General features: G+C 67.6%; 18 protein-coding genes. 9 read left to right on the top strand and 9 right to left on the bottom strand.

What is annotated here, in order from left to right:
• Window positions 1-67: 67 nt before the first annotated feature.
• Both ACX12D_RS06735 and cysS read right to left on the bottom strand, forming a co-directional pair.
• Entirely contained in the window at window positions 68-1,006 is a 939-nt protein-coding gene (locus ACX12D_RS06735; protein ID WP_459373374.1) for a DNA-3-methyladenine glycosylase family protein, read from the bottom strand.
• Window positions 991-2,379 (bottom strand): cysteine--tRNA ligase, encoded by a 1,389-nt coding sequence (cysS, locus tag ACX12D_RS06730; RefSeq protein ID WP_459373373.1) that lies wholly within the window; start codon window positions 2,377-2,379, stop codon window positions 991-993. Before cysS ends, ACX12D_RS06735 begins: the two co-directional genes overlap by 16 nt.
• Before the next feature lie 254 nt (window positions 2,380-2,633).
• On the opposite strand from cysS, the gene ACX12D_RS06725 reads away from it, so the two are divergent.
• From ACX12D_RS06725 to ACX12D_RS06710, 4 genes are all read left to right on the top strand, one after another.
• Window positions 2,634-3,332, top strand: a complete 699-nt coding sequence (locus ACX12D_RS06725; RefSeq protein WP_459373372.1) for a tetratricopeptide repeat protein — start codon at window positions 2,634-2,636, stop codon at window positions 3,330-3,332.
• Between the two features lie 65 nt (window positions 3,333-3,397).
• On the top strand, window positions 3,398-3,982 hold the full coding sequence (locus ACX12D_RS06720; protein WP_006163145.1) for a peptidylprolyl isomerase: 585 nt from the start codon (window positions 3,398-3,400) through the stop codon (window positions 3,980-3,982).
• A gap of 32 nt (window positions 3,983-4,014) precedes the next feature.
• Entirely contained in the window at window positions 4,015-4,515 is a 501-nt protein-coding gene (locus tag ACX12D_RS06715; protein WP_150983882.1) for a peptidylprolyl isomerase, read from the top strand.
• 83 nt (window positions 4,516-4,598) lie between these two features.
• Window positions 4,599-5,387 carry a UDP-2,3-diacylglucosamine diphosphatase gene (locus ACX12D_RS06710; RefSeq protein WP_441633735.1) on the top strand — a complete coding sequence of 263 codons (789 nt, stop codon included), beginning with the start codon at window positions 4,599-4,601 and terminating at the stop codon, window positions 5,385-5,387.
• A gap of 55 nt (window positions 5,388-5,442) precedes the next feature.
• Here ACX12D_RS06710 and cysE read toward each other — a convergent pair whose 3' ends face one another.
• From cysE to ACX12D_RS06695, 3 genes are all read right to left on the bottom strand, one after another.
• Window positions 5,443-6,186 carry a serine O-acetyltransferase gene (gene cysE / locus ACX12D_RS06705; protein ID WP_441633768.1) on the bottom strand — a complete coding sequence of 248 codons (744 nt, stop codon included), beginning with the start codon at window positions 6,184-6,186 and terminating at the stop codon, window positions 5,443-5,445.
• Window positions 6,187-6,398: 212 nt separating this feature from the next.
• Complete coding sequence (locus ACX12D_RS06700; RefSeq protein ID WP_459373371.1) at window positions 6,399-6,980, bottom strand: PrpF domain-containing protein; 582 nt, start codon at window positions 6,978-6,980, stop codon at window positions 6,399-6,401.
• Window positions 6,981-6,984: 4 nt separating this feature from the next.
• Entirely contained in the window at window positions 6,985-7,815 is an 831-nt protein-coding gene (locus ACX12D_RS06695) for an RNA methyltransferase (RefSeq protein ID WP_459373952.1), read from the bottom strand.
• 308 nt (window positions 7,816-8,123) lie between these two features.
• Between ACX12D_RS06695 and ACX12D_RS06690 the strand changes: the two genes are divergently transcribed.
• Window positions 8,124-8,945, top strand: coding sequence for an inositol monophosphatase family protein (locus ACX12D_RS06690; RefSeq protein ID WP_441633731.1), 822 nt, complete (start codon window positions 8,124-8,126; stop codon window positions 8,943-8,945).
• A 39-nt stretch (window positions 8,946-8,984) separates the two neighbouring features.
• Here ACX12D_RS06690 and ACX12D_RS06685 read toward each other — a convergent pair whose 3' ends face one another.
• Together ACX12D_RS06685 and ACX12D_RS06680 are read right to left on the bottom strand one after the other, a co-directional pair.
• Window positions 8,985-9,275: a hypothetical protein gene (locus ACX12D_RS06685; RefSeq protein ID WP_459373370.1), complete on the bottom strand. Its 291-nt coding sequence runs from the start codon at window positions 9,273-9,275 to the stop codon at window positions 8,985-8,987.
• Entirely contained in the window at window positions 9,268-9,984 is a 717-nt protein-coding gene (locus ACX12D_RS06680) for a pyridoxamine 5'-phosphate oxidase family protein (protein ID WP_459373369.1), read from the bottom strand. The genes ACX12D_RS06685 and ACX12D_RS06680 overlap by 8 nt, the downstream gene beginning before the upstream one ends.
• A gap of 165 nt (window positions 9,985-10,149) precedes the next feature.
• Here ACX12D_RS06680 and pdxR point away from each other — a divergent pair, with 165 nt between their 5' ends.
• Window positions 10,150-11,625 carry a MocR-like pyridoxine biosynthesis transcription factor PdxR gene (gene pdxR, locus ACX12D_RS06675; RefSeq protein WP_459373368.1) on the top strand — a complete coding sequence of 492 codons (1,476 nt, stop codon included), beginning with the start codon at window positions 10,150-10,152 and terminating at the stop codon, window positions 11,623-11,625.
• A gap of 42 nt (window positions 11,626-11,667) precedes the next feature.
• On the opposite strand, the gene ACX12D_RS06670 is transcribed toward pdxR, so the two are convergent.
• Window positions 11,668-11,793, bottom strand: a complete 126-nt coding sequence (locus tag ACX12D_RS06670; protein ID WP_459373367.1) for a hypothetical protein — start codon at window positions 11,791-11,793, stop codon at window positions 11,668-11,670.
• Here ACX12D_RS06670 and ACX12D_RS06665 point away from each other — a divergent pair.
• Window positions 11,792-13,759, top strand: coding sequence for an APC family permease (locus ACX12D_RS06665; RefSeq protein WP_459373366.1), 1,968 nt, complete (start codon window positions 11,792-11,794; stop codon window positions 13,757-13,759). The two genes, ACX12D_RS06670 and ACX12D_RS06665, sit on opposite strands and share 2 nt — an antisense overlap.
• 9 nt (window positions 13,760-13,768) lie before the next feature.
• Here the strand turns inward: ACX12D_RS06665 and ACX12D_RS06660 are convergent, their stop codons facing one another.
• Window positions 13,769-14,194 (bottom strand): universal stress protein, encoded by a 426-nt coding sequence (locus ACX12D_RS06660; RefSeq protein WP_459373365.1) that lies wholly within the window; start codon window positions 14,192-14,194, stop codon window positions 13,769-13,771.
• A gap of 468 nt (window positions 14,195-14,662) precedes the next feature.
• Between ACX12D_RS06660 and mutS the strand changes: the two genes are divergently transcribed.
• Complete coding sequence (mutS, locus tag ACX12D_RS06655; protein ID WP_459373364.1) at window positions 14,663-17,377, top strand: DNA mismatch repair protein MutS; 2,715 nt, start codon at window positions 14,663-14,665, stop codon at window positions 17,375-17,377.
• Window positions 17,374-18,420, top strand: coding sequence for a hypothetical protein (locus ACX12D_RS06650; RefSeq protein ID WP_459373363.1), 1,047 nt, complete (start codon window positions 17,374-17,376; stop codon window positions 18,418-18,420). Before mutS ends, ACX12D_RS06650 begins: the two co-directional genes overlap by 4 nt.
• Window positions 18,421-18,509: the final 89 nt, after the last annotated feature.

The following is an 18,509-nucleotide window of genomic DNA, read 5'->3' as shown; positions in this document are numbered from 1 at the left end:
CCCACTAAACCGCAAGTCTGCGGATGCAGTCTCGCGCACTTCCATGCAAATTTTGCTGCCTTCCAGCCTAATACGTCACAGGCAGGGGATCAAGACTGCGCCACATATACCAGGTGGCGACGGTGCGCCAGGGCTCCCAGTTGGCCGCGACCTCGCGCGCCTCGCTGCGCGTGACGGGCTCGCCACTGAAGTAATTTGCCGAGATGGCGTTGATCAGGCCGACGTCATCGAGCGGCAGCACATTGGGCCGCATCAGGTTGAACATCAGGAACATTTCGGCGGTCCAGCGGCCAATGCCGCGGATCTGCGTCAGTTCCGCGATGACGGCTTCGTCATCCATCTCGGTCCAGCTGTTCACATGGACGCGCCCTGCCTTGAAATGCTCGGCAAGGTCGACGATGTATTCCGCCTTGCGGCGCGACAGGCCGCAGGCGGCCAGGTTATCGTGCCCCGCCTTGAGCATCTGCGCCGGCGTGAGCTTGGGACAGACCGCCACCAGCCGCTCCCACACCGTCTGCGCGGCCTTGACCGAGATCTGTTGCCCGACCACGGAGCGGGCCAGCGTGATGAACGGGTCGCCGCGCGAGATCAGGTGCGCGGGGCCGTAGGTGGGGATCATCTTGCGCAGGATGCGGTCGCGCTTCATCAGGTCGGCGCAGGCCTCGTCCCAGTAAGCCGGCCGCACGGCATCCACCACCGTTTCGACCGGCAGGGGCAGCGCCTCGGCTTCCGGCAGCACGGGCGCCTTGGCCGCGCGCGCGCCGGTCTTGAGGGCGGGCTTGCCGTCCGCCTTGAGCACCGGGCCAGCTGACTTGCCGGCGGCCTTGGCGGCCGCTTTCACAGGCTTGGCGACTTTCGCCGCCGGGCTTGCCTTCAGCGGCTTTGCAGGCAGTTTCGCGGGCGCCAGCGGCTTGGCCGCGGGCTTGGCCTTGGTGGTCGCAGCAGTCTTGGACGGCGCCGCGGGCGTCGCCGTCTTGCGCACGGCAGCGTTCAAGCGCGCCTCCACTCGGTAGCACCGCCGGGCTTGTCTTCGAGAACCACGCCGCCCGCCAGCAGTTCGGCACGGATGCGGTCGGCTTCGGCAAAATTGCGGTCGGCCTTGGCCTGCTTGCGCGCCGCGATCAACCCCTCGATCTGCTCCGGCTCCAGCCCATCGGCCGGCTTGCCGCCTTGCAGGAACGCATGGGCGTCACGCTCCAGCAGGCCCAGCGTGGCGGCCAAGCCCTTGAGCTGGCGCGCCATCGCGCTGGAGCCGGTGCGATTGACTTCGCCGGCCAGGTCGAACAGCACGGCCATGGCGATCGGCGTATTGAAGTCGTCGCCCATGGCGTCGATAAAGCGCCGCGCATGCGCCTCTTCCCAGTCCAGCGGCAGGCCATCGGGCTGCACGTCCTTTAGCGCCGTGTACAGGCGCGTCAGCGAGTGACGGGCGTCTTCCAGGTGGACATTGCTGTAGTGCAGCGGGCTGCGGTAGTGCGCGCGCAGGATGAAGAAGCGCACCACCTCGGCGTCGTACTCCTTGAGCACGTCACGGATGGTGAAGAAGTTGCCGAGCGACTTCGACATCTTCTCGTCGTTGATGCGCACGAAGCCGTTGTGCATCCACAGGTTGACGAATGTCTTGCCGCTCGCGCCCTCGGACTGCGCGATCTCGTTCTCGTGGTGCGGGAACTGCAGGTCGGCGCCACCGCCGTGGATGTCGAAATGCTCGCCCAGCAAGGCGCAGCTCATCGCCGAGCACTCGATATGCCAGCCCGGGCGGCCCGAGCCCCACTTGGAATCCCACTTGCTTTCGGCGGGCTCGCTTTCCTTGGCGGACTTCCACAGGACGAAGTCGAGCGGATCGTGCTTGGCTTCGTTGGTGGCCACGCGCTCGCCGGCGCGCAGGTCCTCCAGCGACTTGCCCGACAGGCGGCCGTAGTTGGGAAACTTGCGCACGGCATAGTTCACGTCGCCATCGCTGGCGTGGTAGGCCAGGCCGCGGGCTTCGAGCTTGCTGATGATGTCGAGCATCTGCGGCACGTAGTCGGTGGCGCGCGGCTCATGGTCCGGGCGCTGGATGCCGAGCGCATCGGCGTCTTCGTGCATGTAGCGGATGAAGCGGTCGGTCAGCGCGCCGATGGTCTCGCCATTCTCCGCGGCGCGGCGAATGATCTTGTCATCGATGTCTGTGATGTTCTGTACATACGTCACATCGTAGCCGGCGGTGCGCAGCCAGCGCTGCACCATGTCGAATACCACCATCACGCGCGCATGGCCGACGTGACAATAGTCGTACACCGTCATGCCGCAGACATACATGCGTACACGGCCGGGTTCGATTGGCACGAAAGGCTGCTTTTCACGCGCGAGCGTGTTGTAGATATTCAGAGGATGCATGAAACGAGGTGAATGGATGAGGGATTGGCGCCATTGTCGCGCCATTCGCGAGACCGGCAACTTGCGCCAACGCAAAGCCTGGCGCGACCCATATCTTACCGGAAGCGCCCGGGCGCGGCAGGTCGTCGCCCGCCTTGCACCGCACCACGGACAAGCCGGCGCGGGCCTGGCCAGCGCAGGCCGGCGCGCCGATACCCGGGCCGGCATGGCCGCGCTTTGCTAGAATGCCGCGGAGTATAACGGACCGCCCATACATGAGCCTGTTCCTGCCCACCATAGCAACCGTGTCATCCCAGCCCGCGCGCCAACGCATTGCGGCCGCCTCATTCGCCCTGGCGGCGATCCTGGCCGGCCTTCTTGCCGTAGCGGGGCCTGCGCGCGCGCAGAACGGTCCGCTATCGCTCGCGGTGCCGGCCACGACGCCAGGCGGCGTGCGCTCGGCCGACCCTGGCATGGCCGACGCCGAGAAGGCGGCGGCGCGCAAGCAGTATGGCGAGGCCATCGACCGCTTCGACCGCGTGCTGGCCACCAACCCGCGCAATGCCCAGGCGCGCTTCGAGCGTGCATGGGCCCTGGCCCAGGCCGGGCGGGAGGACGAGGCCATCGCGGCATTGCAATCCATGGCCCAGGACTTCCCTGAGTTGCCCGAGCCGCACAACAACCTGGCGCTGCTGTACGCCAAGCGTGGGGACTTGAAGCGCGCCGAAGCGGAATTGCTGATCGCGATCGATGTCAAACCCGATTTCGCCGTGGGCTATGCCAACCTTGGCGACGTCTACCGCCGCCTGGCCGAGAATGCCTACCGCAATGCACTGCGGCGCAATCCCAAGGATGCGGGCACCGCTGCCAGCCTCAAGCAATTGCAGCCTGCCGCGGCCACCCAGCCGCCGGCCGGCGGCACCAGCAAGCCAGGCGCGGCTGCCAGCGCGCCGGCCGCAGCGCCCAAGCCTTAACTACCTTGCCCAACGGGCCGGGCCGCCACCCTGCCCTATCGTTTCCCCGATCCACGGAGTCAAGCATGATCTTTTCGCGTCGCCTAGTCCTTGCCGGCATCGCCGCCGCCGCGATGGCGCTCTCGCCGCTGGCCGCTCAGGCACAGCAGACGAAAACCGAACGGGTGCAGTTCGTCACCAGCGCCGGCAAGTTCACGCTCGAGGTCTATCCGGACGCCGCGCCCAAGACTGTCGCGAACTTCATGGAGTACGTGAAGAGCGGCTTCTATAGCGGCACCATCTTCCACCGCGTGATCAACGGCTTCATGGTGCAAGGCGGTGGCTTCGACCGCGACATGAAGCAAAAGCCCACGCGCGCGGCGATCCCGCTGGAAGCCCAGAACGGGCTGAAGAACAAGGCCGGCACGGTGGCCATGGCGCGCACCAGCGATCCGAACTCCGCCACCGCCCAGTTCTTCATCAATGTGGTGGATAATTCCAGTCTCGACTATCCATCGCCGGACGGTAACGGCTATGCCGTGTTCGGCAAGGTGGTGGAAGGCATGGATACCGTCGACAAGATGAAGAACGCGCCCACCACCTCGTATGGCCCGATGCGTAATGTGCCGGCCACGCCGATCGTGATCGAGTCGGCTACTGTCGTCAAATAACCGCCGAACAAACACCGAACAAAGGAACGCAAATGTCCAAGGTAGAGCTCCACACCAACCAGGGTGTCATCACCATCGAACTCGACGCTGAAAAGGCACCGAAGTCGGTTGAAAACTTCCTGTCGTATGTGCGCAAGGGTCACTACGACAACACCATTTTTCACCGCGTGATCAAGAACTTCATGATCCAGGGCGGCGGCTTCGAACCCGGCATGAAGCAAAAGGGCACCGATGCCCCGATCGAGAACGAAGCCGGCAACGGCCTGAAGAACGATCGCTACACGGTTGCCATGGCGCGTACCAACGCACCGCACTCGGCCACCGCGCAGTTCTTCATCAACGCGGTCGACAATGACTTCCTGAACTTCACCTCGCCGACCCCGCAAGGCTTCGGCTACGCCGTGTTCGGCAAGGTGACCGACGGCACCGACGTGGTCGAGAAGATCAAGGGCGTGCGTACCGGCAGCGCTGGCTTCCACCAGGACGTGCCGCTCGAAGACGTGGTCATCGAAAAGGCCGTGGTGGTCGAATAAGCCACGGGCCATCACCGGGACACGTTCCACCGAGCCCCGCGGGGTCGCACCATGACGTCAGGCCAGCTTCTCTTTCCAACCGCATGACTGTGACCCCATCCACGCCGGCCGCCGGCGCCCTCGCGGTGCCAGCGCCGGCGTGGTTCATTTCCGACCTGCATCTCACCCCCGGCATGCCGCGCACGCTGGCCTCCTTCGAGCACGTGCTCGAACGTGCGGCGCAAGAGGCGCGCGCCCTGTTCATCCTGGGTGATTTTTTCGAATTCTGGGTTGGCGACGAAGAAACCGATAGCCCCTTCGCGGCGCAGGTGGCCGCCAGGCTGCGCCAGCTTGCCGAACGCGGCGTCCAGGTCTACCTGATGCACGGCAACCGCGACTTCCTGCTGGGGCAGCGCTTTGCGCGCGCCGCGGGCGCCACCTTGCTGCCCGACCCCACCGTGATCGACTGCGCCGGCCAGCGCGTGGTGCTCAGCCATGGCGACATGCTGTGCACCGACGATGAGCGCTATATGCGGTTTCGCCACTGGACCCGCAAGCGCTGGGTGCAGCGGGTATTCCTGTCGCTGCCGTTGGCGGTGCGGCTGCGCGTGGCGCGCCGCCTGCGCGCCGATAGCGAAGCGGGCCGCACGCAGGCTCGCCGCGACGCACCGCCAGACTACGGCGACACCACGCCGCAAGCCGTGGCCGCGCTATTGCGCGCCAGCCAGGCGCCGGCCCTGGTGCACGGCCATACGCACCGCCCCGCCCGGCACGAGAGCCCGGAAGGCGTGCGCTGGGTGCTGACCGACTGGGACCTCGACGGCAAGCGGCCGCGCGCCGCCGTGCTGCAACTCGACGCGGGCGGATTCAGCGTGCTGCCACAAGTCAGCTGACGCCGGATCCCCCTCTGCGCTTCATCGACCTGCCTCACCAACCTGCTTCACCAACCTACTTCATCAACTTGCGCAGTTCGCTCGCGTCGAAGCGGTCGTTCGGCGTGTTCTCGAGATGCTCGCCCAGGCGATCCAGCGCGGCCATCACGGTCTCCAGCCGCTCGTGCTGCTGCGCCGCGTTGTCGATCAGGCTCTTGAGCGCCAGCGAGACCGGGTCGTCCGCGTTCGGCGTGATGCCATAGGCCGAGAACTCCTGCTTGGCGCCCTGCTGCCCGCTGGGTGCGTCCGGCAGGATGATGCGCGCCGGGATGCCGACCGCGGTGGCGCCCGGCGGCACCGGCTTGAGCACCACGGCGTTGGAGCCGATGCGCGCGCCGTCGCCGATGGTGTAGCCGCCGAGCACCTTGGCCCCGGCGCTCACCACCACGTTCGCACCTAGCGTGGGATGGCGCTTTACCCCCTTGTAGAGCGAGGTCCCGCCCAGGGTCACGCCTTGGTAGATGGTGCAGTCGTCGCCGATCTCGGCGGTCTCGCCCACCACCACGCCCATGCCGTGGTCAATGAACACGCGCCGCCCCACCTTGGCGCCAGGGTGGATCTCGATACCGGTGAAAAAGCGGGCCCAGTGCGAGATCCAGCGGCCCAGCCAGTGAAACCCTGCATTCCAGCAGCCGTGCGCGAAGCGATGGAACACCACGGCGTGAAAGCCGGGATAGCAGGTCAGCACCTCCAGACGGCTACGTGCGGCGGGGTCGCGCCGCATGATGGCGTCGATATCTTCCTTCAGGCGAGTGAACATCTTGATCGTGTCGTGTTGCCACGCCGTGCGCCGCGCGCCCTGGGTCAGGGCTGGCGCGATCGCCGGCATGGTCATTGGCCGGTGAAAACGGGATCAGGGAGTGTAAGAGATTTGCTGCCCTGCTGCCGCCATGGACATTGGCTGCAATGACGCTGGCCGCCCCGCGGTACATGTTGGACATGCCGGATCCGCGGGACGGGCAGCGCCCGCCATCAACATCGCTCGGGCACGTGCACCAGGCCGGTCATCAGGCGGCGCGCGCTGGTGGGGCGCAAAGGCAACGACCCACTAGCCGGCGCAAGGTAGTCGAGTACGATCCCGGCCGCCGCGAGCGGCAGGCCGTCCTCGGCAAAATCGCCATCCTCGAGCGGATGGCCATTGCGGCAAGGCACGCGGGCAACGACGGCCTGGCCCGCGTTCGGCAGCCAGATGCGCACGGTGGTGACGCTGTCGCGCGCTGGCACGAAGCCGCGCCAGACCGCGAACGGCGCTGCCGCCGCCAGCAGCTCGCCGCCATTGCCGGCCCAGTCGATCCGCGGCTCGCCCATGACCACCGCGCCGAACAGGCAGTCCACATCGCAACCGGGACGCTGCGAGGGGCGCACCAGCACGACATGGCTGGTGCTGGCGGTGGCGCCACCCATGCCATCGCTCAGCCGGCCATGCGGATCGGGCGAGCCGATCACGCGCAGCAGCACGGCATCGCGGCCGCCCGGATCGGCGGGCAAGTCGTCAGCCAGGAAGAAGACTCCTTTGCTGGTGCCGCCACGCATGTAGTAGGCCGGAATCTCCACCTGCTCACTTCTCCTGTTTGGTTGGCACCCGGGCGCCTTGGCCTTGCGCGGCTGCCAGCATGTGCTTGGCAATGCCCCGCAGGATATTGACTTCCTCGCGCTCCAGCCCGCTGCGCGCGAGCAGCCGGCGCAAGCGCGGCATCAGCTTCTTCGGGCTGGCCGGATCCAGGAAGCCGATGGCTTCCAGCCCCGACTGCAGATGGCCGAACATGGCCTCGATCTGCTCGGCCGTGGCCGGTTCGCCAGCATAGCCGATCTCGGCGAGCGGCGTCGCCCTCACCTCCAGCAGCGCCAGGCGCATCTCGTAGGCCACCAGTTGCACGGCCTGGGCAAGATTGAGCGAGGTGTAGGCGGGATTGGCGGGAATGTGGGTGACCGCCGAGCAGCGGTCGACCACCTCGTTGGGCAGGCCAAAGCGCTCATTACCGAACACGAAGGCAATGTGGGCGCCGGCGGCTTCCGCTCCTTGCGGGGTGGCTTGCAGGGCGGCAATGCGGGCGCCGGCCTGCGCCACCGCGTCGCGCGGCAGCAAACGGGGCGGCCCGAACTCGCGCTGGCGCGCGGTGAGTGCCACTGCATAGGCGGTACCGGCCAGCGCGGCCTCGATGTTGTCGACGATCACCGCGCCTGCCAGTACGTCGTCGGCGCCGCTGGCCATGGCGATGGCATCCGGATGCTCGCGCACCGCCGGCTCACGTGGCGAAACCAGCACCAGACTGCCCGGCAGGGCGCCGAAGCCCATGGTCTTCATGGCCCGCGCGACGGCGCCGACATTGCCGGGATGGCTGGTCTCGACCAGCACGAAACGCACCGCGGCGAACGCAGCGGGGGCCATCAGGGCAGCATCGGCTGCAGCCTCCGGAGCGATAGCGGAAACCGCCTGGCAAGGCGCGCCAGATGGCGGATCGAGGTCCGGGCCGGTCTGGGTGGCGGGGGCTGCGGCTGGGGCGCCGTTGGCGTCGGCGCTCGTCTGGTTCTGCGGGTTCATATACAATTCACGCTTCATCTTCGGTGCGCCGCCCGTTTTATGCGGTAGCGACGCGCCCGTTCTTCTACAATCCGTTGTGTTGTCAGCCGCCCCAAAGGGCAGCGCGCCGGCCTTTTGCGCCAGGCCGCGCACCCTTGGCCGGCCTGGAGAGATTCATGCATCCGATGCTAAATATTGCCGTCAAGGCAGCCCGCAAGGCAGGTTCCGTCATCAACCGCGCGTCGATGGACGTCGACCGGGTTCAGGTCTCCCGCAAGCAGCACAACGATTTCGTCACCGAAGTCGACCGCGCCGCCGAGGCCGCGATCGTCGAGATCATCCGCACGGCCTACCCGGATCACGCCATTCTAGCGGAAGAGTCTGGCCAGTCCTGGGCCGAGGGCGAAGAACCCACCAGCGAATACGTCTGGGTCATCGACCCGCTCGACGGCACCACCAACTTCATCCACGGTTTTCCCCAGTATGCGGTCTCGATCGCCCAACTGCACAAGGGCGTGCCGGCACAAGCCGTCGTCTACGACCCGTCGCGTGACGAACTCTTCACAGCCAGCAAGGGCGCCGGCGCGTTCCTGAACAACCGCCGCATCCGCGTGTCGCGCCGCGACAAGCTGGCCGACTGCCTGATCGGCACCGGCTTCCCCTACCGCGACATGGAAGGCCTGGACCAGTACATGGAACTGTTCGCGCTGATGACGCAAAGCTGCGCCGGCCTGCGCCGCCCGGGTGCCGCGGCGCTCGATCTGGCCTACGTGGCCTGCGGCCGCACCGATGGATTCTTCGAGCAAGGCCTGCATCCGTGGGACATGGCCGCCGGCATGCTGCTGGTGACCGAGGCCGGCGGCCTGGTGGGCAACTACGCCGGCGAAGCGCGCCAGCTCGAACAAGGCGAAGTGCTGGCCGGCAACCCCAAGGCGTTTGCGCAGATGGTGCGCCTGCTGTCGCCGTTCTCGGTGGACAACGCCAAGCCGGCCCGCTAAGGATCCCGGCAACAACGCAGCGCGGCCGCCTGGCCGCGCTCAGCGCGACGGGCGCGGCGGGCGCGGCGGCGCCCCGGCAGGATGCCATATGCCGAGCGCCACGCCGCCCACGATCATCGCCATCGCGCCCAGCAGCGGCCACCCAAGCGGTTCGCCCGGCACCAGGGCCGAGCACAAGCTGCCAAACACCGGCACCCCCAGCAAGCCGAGCGACGTCGCCATGGCCGGCAATGCGCGGTTCACCGTGGTCAGCGCCAGGTAAGCCGCAGCGCGATGGCGTCGCGACGTGAAAGCGCTGGGATAGCCATGGCGTGCTGCCGGATCAAGCATCCACCGCGACCGCCCTGCCCGGCATCGTCTCGCCGGCCGGCTCTGCCATCGCCTCGGCACCGACACCCTGCCCCCAGCTTCGCACATAGTCCGGCACGCTGGGCTGAATGCCATCCGGCACCGGCCGCTGCCCCTGGAGGCGCAGCGGCAGCACGCCCGCCCACACCGGCTGCGCCATATCGGCCTCGTCATCCTTGGGCCCGCCGCTGCGGATCTTGGTGGCGGCCTCCTCCAGCCCGATGCGCAGCACCGTGGTCGCCGCCAGCTCATTGGCATCCCCTGGCCTTGCTTCGCCCGAACGCCCCGCTGCAATGCGCTCCAGGAAGGCATCCATTGCCGCTGCCTTCGCTGCGCCAGCCACCACTTCAAAACTGCCGTAGATCACCGCCGAGCGGTAGTTCATCGAGTGATGAAACGCGGAGCGCGCCATCACCAGGCCGTCGAGGTGCGTCACGGTTACGCAGACCTGGCTGCCTGTCGCGGCCAGCTTCAGCATGCGGCTGCCGTTGGAGCCATGGATGTAGAGGTGCTCGCCCTCGCGCCAGCACGCGGTGGGAATGCAGTGGGTGCCGTGATCGTCGGTGAAGGCCAGGTGGCACAGGTAGGCATCGTCGAGGATCGCATGCAGCGTCACGCGATCGTAGTGGCCGCGATCGGCAACGCGCCGCACGCGGGTACGTTCGCTCGGCGGCATGGGTTTCTGGCTCATGGTGGCTCCTTGTCCTGGGGGGTGTGGGGTTGTGGGTGCCGCGCGGCAATCTCGTTGCGTCACGGCGATGCAGCCAAGATAGGGATTTCGTGGCACCATGGCTAGACCCAGCCACGGCACTATTTTTAGAACCACGGAAACTACAAGAACCACGGAAGCGACAACATGGACTACGGCCTGCTGGTCACAACCTTCACGCGCCAGCTCGATGGCCGCAAGCTCACCCAGCAGCGGCTCTTGTACGAGTGCCTGCGCGGCGCCATCCTCGACGGGCGAATCGCCCAGGGCAGCCAGCTGATCGCCACGCGCACGCTGGCGGCGGAGCTCGGCATGGCACGCAACTCGGTGATTTACGCCTACGAAAGCCTGGCGGCGGAAGGCTTCGTGGTGCCGACGCGGCACGGCACCACGGTGGCGCGCGTGGGCCTGGTGCAGACCGGTCACAGCGGGGGGGCGGTCAAGCGCGTCGCCGCGTTGTCACGCCGCGTGCGCGGGCTGCCGCACGATGTCGACGGCATGTACGACCTGTTGCCGTTCGTGCCCGGCGTGCCCGACCTGGATGGCTTTCCGCTGGCCGCGTGGCGGCGCTGCATCGAACGCGCCTGGCGCCAGCTCGGCCCCCGCCATCTGGGCTACGGCAAGGTCGAGGGGCAGCCCGCGCTACGCCACGCCATCGCCGAGTACCTGAAGGTCTCGCGCGGGGTGCGCTGCGACATGGACCAGGTCTTCATCACCGACGGCACGCAGACCAGCCTGGACCTGTGCGCGCATATCCTGGCCGATGCTGGCGACACGGCCTGGATCGAGAATCCCGGCTACGGCGGCGCGCGGGCCGCCTTCCAGTCGGCCGGCCTCGTGCTCGAGCCCGTGGCGGTGGATGCGGACGGGCTGGCACCCCGCCCGGAGCAGTGGCGCGACGCGCCGCCCCGGCTGATCTACATCACGCCATCGCATCAGTATCCACTAGGCTCCATTCTCAGCCTGGAACGGCGCCTCAAGCTCATCGACGATGCCCGCGCCGCCGGCGCCTGGATCGTCGAGGACGACTACGACAGCGAGTTCCGCCGCGGCGGCGTGCCGCTCTCGGCCGTGCAGGGGCTGAGCGAGGATGCGCCAGTGATCTACCTGGGCACGTTCAGCAAGACCATGTTCCCGGCGCTGCGCCTGGGCTTCATGGTGGTGCCGCGCTACCTGGCCGCGACCATCGCCGGCACGCTTGGCGAAATCTCCCGCCGCGGCCACGTGGCCGAGCAGATCGCGCTGGCGGAATTTATCGACAGCGGCCAGTTCGCCCGCCACCTGCGCCGCATGCGCCAGCGCTACGGGCAGCGCCGCGACGCCCTGGAGGCGGCGCTGGCGCGCCACCTGCGCGGCAGCGTGACGGTATCGGCCAGCGCTGGCGGCATGCACTTGTCCGCGCGCCTGGAACTGCCGCTTGCCGACACCGTGGTCACCCGCGCGGCCCGCGCGCAGGGACTGATCGTGCGGCCGCTGAGCGCCTACCGCTTGCCCGGCACGCCGCTGGCGCAGTACAACGGCTTCGTGTTCGGCTACGCCGGCGTGCCGCCCGGCGCCATCGACGGGCTGATCGCGCGGCTGGCACAGGTGATCGACGCGCTGCTGCGCGAGCCGGCGTCGTAGCGCGGCATTGAACCCGTTCTTGCGAATCGGCCTGCTTGCCGCCTACATTACTTCCATGGGAGTGCCGAGCTCCCGGTGCTGGCGCGCAGGCAGCGGCGCCGCAAGCTGCAATTTCCAGCGCCGCGCTTTCGTGCGCCGCGCCGCAATCGCGTCCAGGGTGGCGAACATGGCGGCATTGTCGAAGTGGTGGAGGCACCTGGCCGGCAAACCGCTCGATCCGCTCGCCCCGGAAACCCGCCACGCGATCGCCGTGGTGCCGGTGCTGGCCTGGGTGGGATTAGGCGCCGACGGGCTTTCCTCTTCGTGCTATGGGCCCGAAGAGGCATTCCTGGCGCTTGGCACCCATACGCCGCTGGCACTCTTCCTTGCCCTGGCCACCGCCAGCACGGTATTCATCATCGCGGTCGGCTACAACCAGGTCATCGAGCTGTTCCCCACCGGCGGCGGCGGCTACCGCGTGGCCACGGCCTTGCTGGGACCGCGTCCTGGCCTGGTGTCGGGCGCGGCGTTGCTGGTCGATTACGTGCTGACCGTCGCGACGTCGCTGGCCAGTGGTGTCGACGCCTTCTTCAGCCTGCTGCCGGTAGGGGCCCAAGCCTTCAAGCTGGCCACCGAACTGGTGATCGTGATCATGATGACCGGGCTCAATTTCCGCGGCATGAAGGAATCGATCCTGGTGCTGATGCCCATCTTCCTGGCCTTCGTGATATTGCATCTCGGGCTGATCGTCTATGGCGTTGCCGCGCACGGCGACCATCTCGGCGCGGTCGTGCCCAATGCCATTGGCGAGGCCTCCGGCATGTCGCAGGCGATGGGGCCGGTGGTGGTGGCGGCGCTGCTGATGCGCGCGTTCTCGCTGGGTGGTGGTACCTACACCGGGCTGGAGGCGGTCTCGAACAACGTGAACATGCTGGCCGAGCCGCGGGTGCCGAACGGCAAGTGGACGATGTTCTACATGGCGACCTCGCTGGCCTTCACGGCGGGCGGCATCATCCTGCTGTATATGCTGTGGAACGCAGCGCCGGTGGAAGGCAAAACGCTGAACGCCGTGGTCTTCGACCGCGTCATCGATCATCTTGGCTTTGGCTCGGCATGGTCCCGTCAAGCGCTGCTCGCAGCGCTGCTCGCCTCCGAGGCCGGGCTGCTGCTGGTGGGCGCGCAGACCGGCTTCCTGGACGGCCCGGCGGTGCTGTCGAACATGGCGGCGGACTACTGGGTGCCGCGGCATTTCCGCGATCTCTCCGCCCGGCTGGTGCGGCAGAACGGCGTCATCGTCATGGGCCTGGCCAGCTTGCTGATCCTGTTGTGGACGCACGGCCAGGTCGCGGTGCTGGTGGTGCTGTACAGCATCAATGTCTTCCTGACCTTCAGCCTCTCCTTGCTCGGCCTGTGCATCTACTGGTGGCGCCATCGCGGCGAGCCGCGCTGGATCGTGCGCTTCGCCCTGTCCCTGCTGGGCTTGTCGGTCACCGCCACGGTCCTGGTGATCACGCTGGTGGAGAAATTCACCGCTGGCGGCTGGCTGACCGTGCTGGTAACGGGCCTGGTGGTTGCGCTGTGCGTCTTCATCAAGCGGCACTACGCGACAACCCGCGCCGAGCTGGCCCGGGCGGATGCCCTCTTCGCCGGCAGCCCGCCGCTGGTCGATGCGAGCCGCGTGCGGCCCCTCGACCCCAGCCTGCCCACCGCGATCGTCCTGGTGGGCAAACATCGCGGCGCCAGCATGCATGCGCTGCTGTGGGTCGAGCGCCTGTTTCCCGGACACTTCAAGAACATGATCTTCCTGGCCGTGGGAGAGGTCGATGCGCAGAGCTACGAGGGCCAGGAAACGCTGCACCGCCTTCAACAGACGATTGGTGAGTCACTGCGTTATTACGTCGCCAATTGCCAGCGCCACGGCCTGGCGGCCGATTCGCGCGCGGCATTCGGCACGAACCCGGTGCGCGAGTTCATGACGCTGGTCGATGCGGTGACGGCCGAGTACCCGAACAGCGTCTGCTTTGCCAGCAAGCTGATCTTCCAGCACGTCAATTTCCTCACGGCCTGGCTGCATAACCAGACACCCGGCGAGTTGCAGGAGCGCCTACACCTGCAAGGCAAGCAGATGGTGCTGCTGCCAATGAAAGTAGCGTGATGGCGCGGCCTACTTGACCAGCGTCACCGGCACGCGCGACATGCGTATCAGCTTGTTGGTCAGCCTGCCCGCCAGCAGCGCGCCAACCGCCGTGCGCCCGGCCGTGCCCATCACGATGGCATCGCAGTCGTTCGCCGCTGCGGCCTGCGCGATGGTCTGCGCCACGTCGCCCACCTTGATCTGCGCGACATAGCTGGCCCCGGCGTCGTCCAGGATGCTGCGTGCATCGCGCAGCGCGGCCTCGCCGCTCGCCTCCTCCAGCTTGCGCAACGCGGCCAGTGAGTGGAAGGCCGAGGCACGCCCAAATTCCAGCGGTGGCTGGACATTGAGCAGGACCACCTCGGACACACAGCGGTCCCGGAACATGAAGGCAGCATGACGCACCGCATCCAGCGCGTGCACGGAGCCGTTGACGGGTACCAGAACTCTCAGCATGTCGAACCCCTTCCGTTGTCTCGATCCTCGATCGTTTCTCTGCCGGCGCGTATCTCGTATCTCGTATCGCGCTGACCATCTCGATTCCATATAAGTTCGGATCCCGCAAAGATGCTGTAAAGAGACGGATGCCTGCATATTTTTTTTGTAAACGCCGTCCACGGCCGAACGGGCCGCGGCGCAGCGCATGGCTCCTACGAGGACGCCTGGGCACAGCACAACCCGCGACGCGGCAAAGGCTGTCTTGGCAGCTTGCCCGGTCCTTTCCGCCCCATCCCCCAATCCTCCATCCTTCTGACCCCTTCTTGCCCCTTCTCGCCCCCTTCGGGGCCCGGCTCGCAGTAAAATGCCGGTTTTATCCGCGCCCGCCCATCCACGGTGCCTGTGCCGCGCACGCCGCGCCAGGCCCGCGGGCCGCCGGAGTACCCGAAAACAGGCGGCTTCGCCAAAGCCGCCCGAGAGGATTGCATGTCCGTAGAACCCCGACAGTCCGCCAAGACCGAGCCCAAGGCCGGCAGCGCGGAAAAGCACACGCCCATGATGGCGCAGTACCTCGGCCTGAAAGCCGACCATCCGGACACCTTGCTGTTCTACCGGATGGGCGACTTCTACGAGCTCTTCCACGACGATGCCGAAAAGGCTTCGCGCCTGCTCGACATCACCTTGACGTCGCGCGGCAGCTCCAACGGCGTGCCAATCCGCATGGCCGGGATCCCCTTCCATTCGGTGGACCAATACCTCGCCCGGCTGGTCAAGCTGGGGGAATCGGTGGCGATCTGCGAGCAGATCGGCGACCCGGCCACCAGCAAGGGGCCGGTGGAGCGCAAGGTGGTGCGCATCGTCACGCCGGGCACGCTGACCGACGCGGCACTGCTGCCGGACAAGGTCGATACCTACCTGATGGCGGTGCACCAGCAAACCACGCGCCGCGGCGTGAGCAAGACCGGGCTGGCCTGGCTCAACCTGGCTAGCGGCGAGCTGCGCCTGATGGAGTGCGAGGTGGCGCAACTCGGCCGCGAACTGGAGCGGATCCGCCCGGCGGAGCTGCTGTATGCCGATGGCATCGCGCTGCCTGCGCTGGAGTGCGCGCGCACCCGGCTGCCGGAGTGGCATTTCGACCAGGAAGCCGGCACCCGCCGCCTGCGCGAGCAGCTCGGCGTGGCCAGCCTGGATCCGTTTGGCTGTGCCGGTCTGGGCGCGGCGCTCGGCGCCGCCGGCGCGCTGCTGAACTACGCGGCCTCCACCCAGGGGCAATCGCTGCGCCACGTGAAGGGCGTGACCGTCGAGCGCGAATCCGAATTCGTCGGCCTGGACACTGCCACGCGGCGCAACCTGGAACTGACCGAGACCCTGCGCGGTGGCGAGTCGCCGACCCTGTTCTCGCTGCTGGACACCTGCGCGACTGCCATGGGCAGCCGCCTGCTGCGCCACTGGCTGCACCATCCGCTGCGCGACAGCGCCATCCCGCAGGCGCGCCAGCAGGCCATCGGCGCGCTGATCGGCCAGGGCACCGATGCGCTGCGCGCGGCGCTGCGCCGGCTGTCCGACGTGGAGCGCATTACCGCGCGCCTGGCCCTGATGAATGCGCGTCCGCGCGACCTGTCCTCGCTGCGCGACACGCTGACCGCCTTGCCCGACGTGCAGGCCTGCCTGCGCGCTGACGACGCCGCGCCGTTGCTCAACCAGACGCTGACGGAGCTGGCGGTGCCCTGGGAATGCCATGCCCTGCTGGCCAGCGCGGTGGCGCCGGAGCCGGCCACCGTGATCCGCGACGGCGGCGTGATCGCCCGTGGCTACGATGCCACGCTCGATGAGCTGCGCGATATCTCGGAGAACTGCGGCCAGTTCCTGGTCGACCTGGAAGCCCGCGAGCGCACCCGCACCGGCATCGCCAACCTGCGCGTGGAATACAACCGCGTGCATGGCTTCTATATCGAGGTGACCAACGGCCAGGCCGACAAGGTCCCCGACGACTACCGCCGCCGCCAGACGCTGAAGAACGCCGAGCGCTACATCACGCCCGAGCTCAAGGTCTTCGAGGACAAGGCCCTGTCCGCGCAGGACCGCGCGCTGGTGCGCGAGAAGCAGCTGTACGACGCGCTGCTCCAGCAGTTGCTGCCGCATATCGGCGAGTTGCAGCGGGTCGCCGGCGCGCTGGCCCGCCTGGACGTCCTCGCGGCGCTGGCCGAGCGCGCGCAGACGCTGGACTGGACCCAGCCCGAGCGCGTCGCGGAGAACGTGATCGACCTGACCCAGGGCCGCCATCCGGTCGTGGAAGGCCAGCTCGCCGCGGAATCCGTGCCGTTCATCGCCAATGATTGCCAGTTGACGGAGGCGCGCAAGCTGCTGCTGATCACCGGCCCGAACATGGGCGGCAAATCGACCTTCATGCGCCAGACCGCGCTGATCGTGCTGCTGGCTTGCGTGGGCGCCTATGTACCGGCGCGGCGCGCGGTGATTGGCCCGATCGACCGCATCTTCACCCGCATCGGCGCTGCCGACGACCTCGCGGGCGGGCGCTCCACCTTCATGGTGGAAATGACCGAGGCCGCCAGCATCCTGCATAACGCCACGCCGGCCAGCCTGGTGCTGATGGACGAGATCGGCCGCGGCACGTCGACCTTCGACGGCCTCGCGCTGGCGTGGGCGATCGCGCGTCACCTGCTGGCGCACAACCGCAGCCATACACTGTTTGCCACCCATTATTTCGAGCTGACGCAACTGCCGCAGGAGTTCACGCAGGCGGCCAATGTCCACCTGTCCGCGGTCGAGCATGGCGATGGCATCGTCTTCCTGCATGCCGTGCAGGATGGGCCTGCCAGCCAGAGCTACGGCCTGCAGGTGGCGCAGCTGGCGGGCGTGCCGCAGCCGGTGATCCGCGCCGCGCGCAAGCACCTGGCCTGGCTGGAGCAACAGTCGGCGGATGCCACGCCCACGCCGCAGCTGGACCTGTTCGCCGCGCCACCCTCGCCCCCGGACGATGACGACGACTACCTGGAACAAGGCGAAGGCGAGGACGGGACCGTAGGCAATGGCCAGCCGGTCAATGCGATCTCCGTGCAGCAGGCCGCCTTGCTGGACGCGGTGGCCGAGCTCGACCCGGACAGCCTGACGCCGCGCGACGCACTCGACGCGCTCTATCGGCTGCGCGCGCTCGCCAAGGATGCCGTAGCCACCGCATGAGGCCAACCGGGATCGTGCGTCAGCGCTGGCTGCGCCTGGCCGGACTGGCCATGCTTGGCGTGTTGCTGGCGCTGCCGGGCCAGGCCGCGAACCGTGCGCGGGCTTCGGCTCCGGTTCCGGCCGCCGAAACGATACGCGTGGCCCTGATCGCCGACCAGCCGCAGTGGCCAGCCGCCGAAGCGGGCACCGCGCGCCTGCTCGATTACCTGGCCGCGCGCCGGCTGGAGTTTGTCGTCCATCTGGGTGGCATCAAGGGCGATACCGAATCCTGCGGCGACACCCTGCTTTCCGCTCGCCAGCGGCTACTCGACCAGTCGCCGCTGCCGCTCGTCTACCTGCCCGGCGAAACCGACTGGGCGGAATGCGCTCGCGCCGCCAACGGGCGCTTCGATGCGGTGGAGCGGCTGAACCGCCTGCGCGAGCTGTTCTATCCGGCCGATACCACGCTGGGCCAGCGGGTGCTGCCGCTGATGCGGCAGTCCGAACAGGCTACCTTTCGCAGCTATCGGGAGAACGTGCGCTGGCACGCCGGGCGCGTCATGCTGGTGGGGTTGAACCTGCCGGGCGACAACAATCACTATCGCTCGGAAGGCGGGCGCAACGGCGAGTTCGAGGATCGCCGCGAGGCCAACCGCCAATGGCTGGCGCGCGCGTTTTCGCTGGCGCAGCAGCAGAACCTGCCCGGCATCGTGCTGCTCATGCATGCCGACCCGCAGTTTGGCAACGGCTGGGAGCAGCGTGGCAAGCCCTCCCTGTTCGATGGCTTCCTGCGCCGGCGCGCGCGCGATGGCTTCCTGGAGTTCAAGCGCCAGTTGCGCGAGCTGGCCGGGCGCTACCGGGGCCAGGTCCTGCTGGTGCATACCGGCCTGGGCGGCTTCGGCATCGACACGCCACTGAAAGATGCCAGCGGCAAGACGCTGCGCAACGTCTCCCGCGTGGTGTTGCCGGGCGGCTCGCCCGGCCAGTACACCGAACTGGTGATCACGCCGGGGTCGTCGTCGCTGTTTGAGGTCACGCTCAAGGATGGCCCCGAGGCGGAATGAATGGCGTCAGCCCAACCCCGCAAGCACAAAGAAAAAGCCGGCGATGCCGGCTTTATTCGTGGGACCTTCCGCGAGGGTGCGCGCGCGTG

It is taken from the genome of Cupriavidus sp. PET2-C1 (assembly GCF_054515855.1).
The sequence above is the reverse complement of the archived record's forward strand: the minus strand, read 5'-3'. Positions and strand labels throughout refer to the sequence as shown.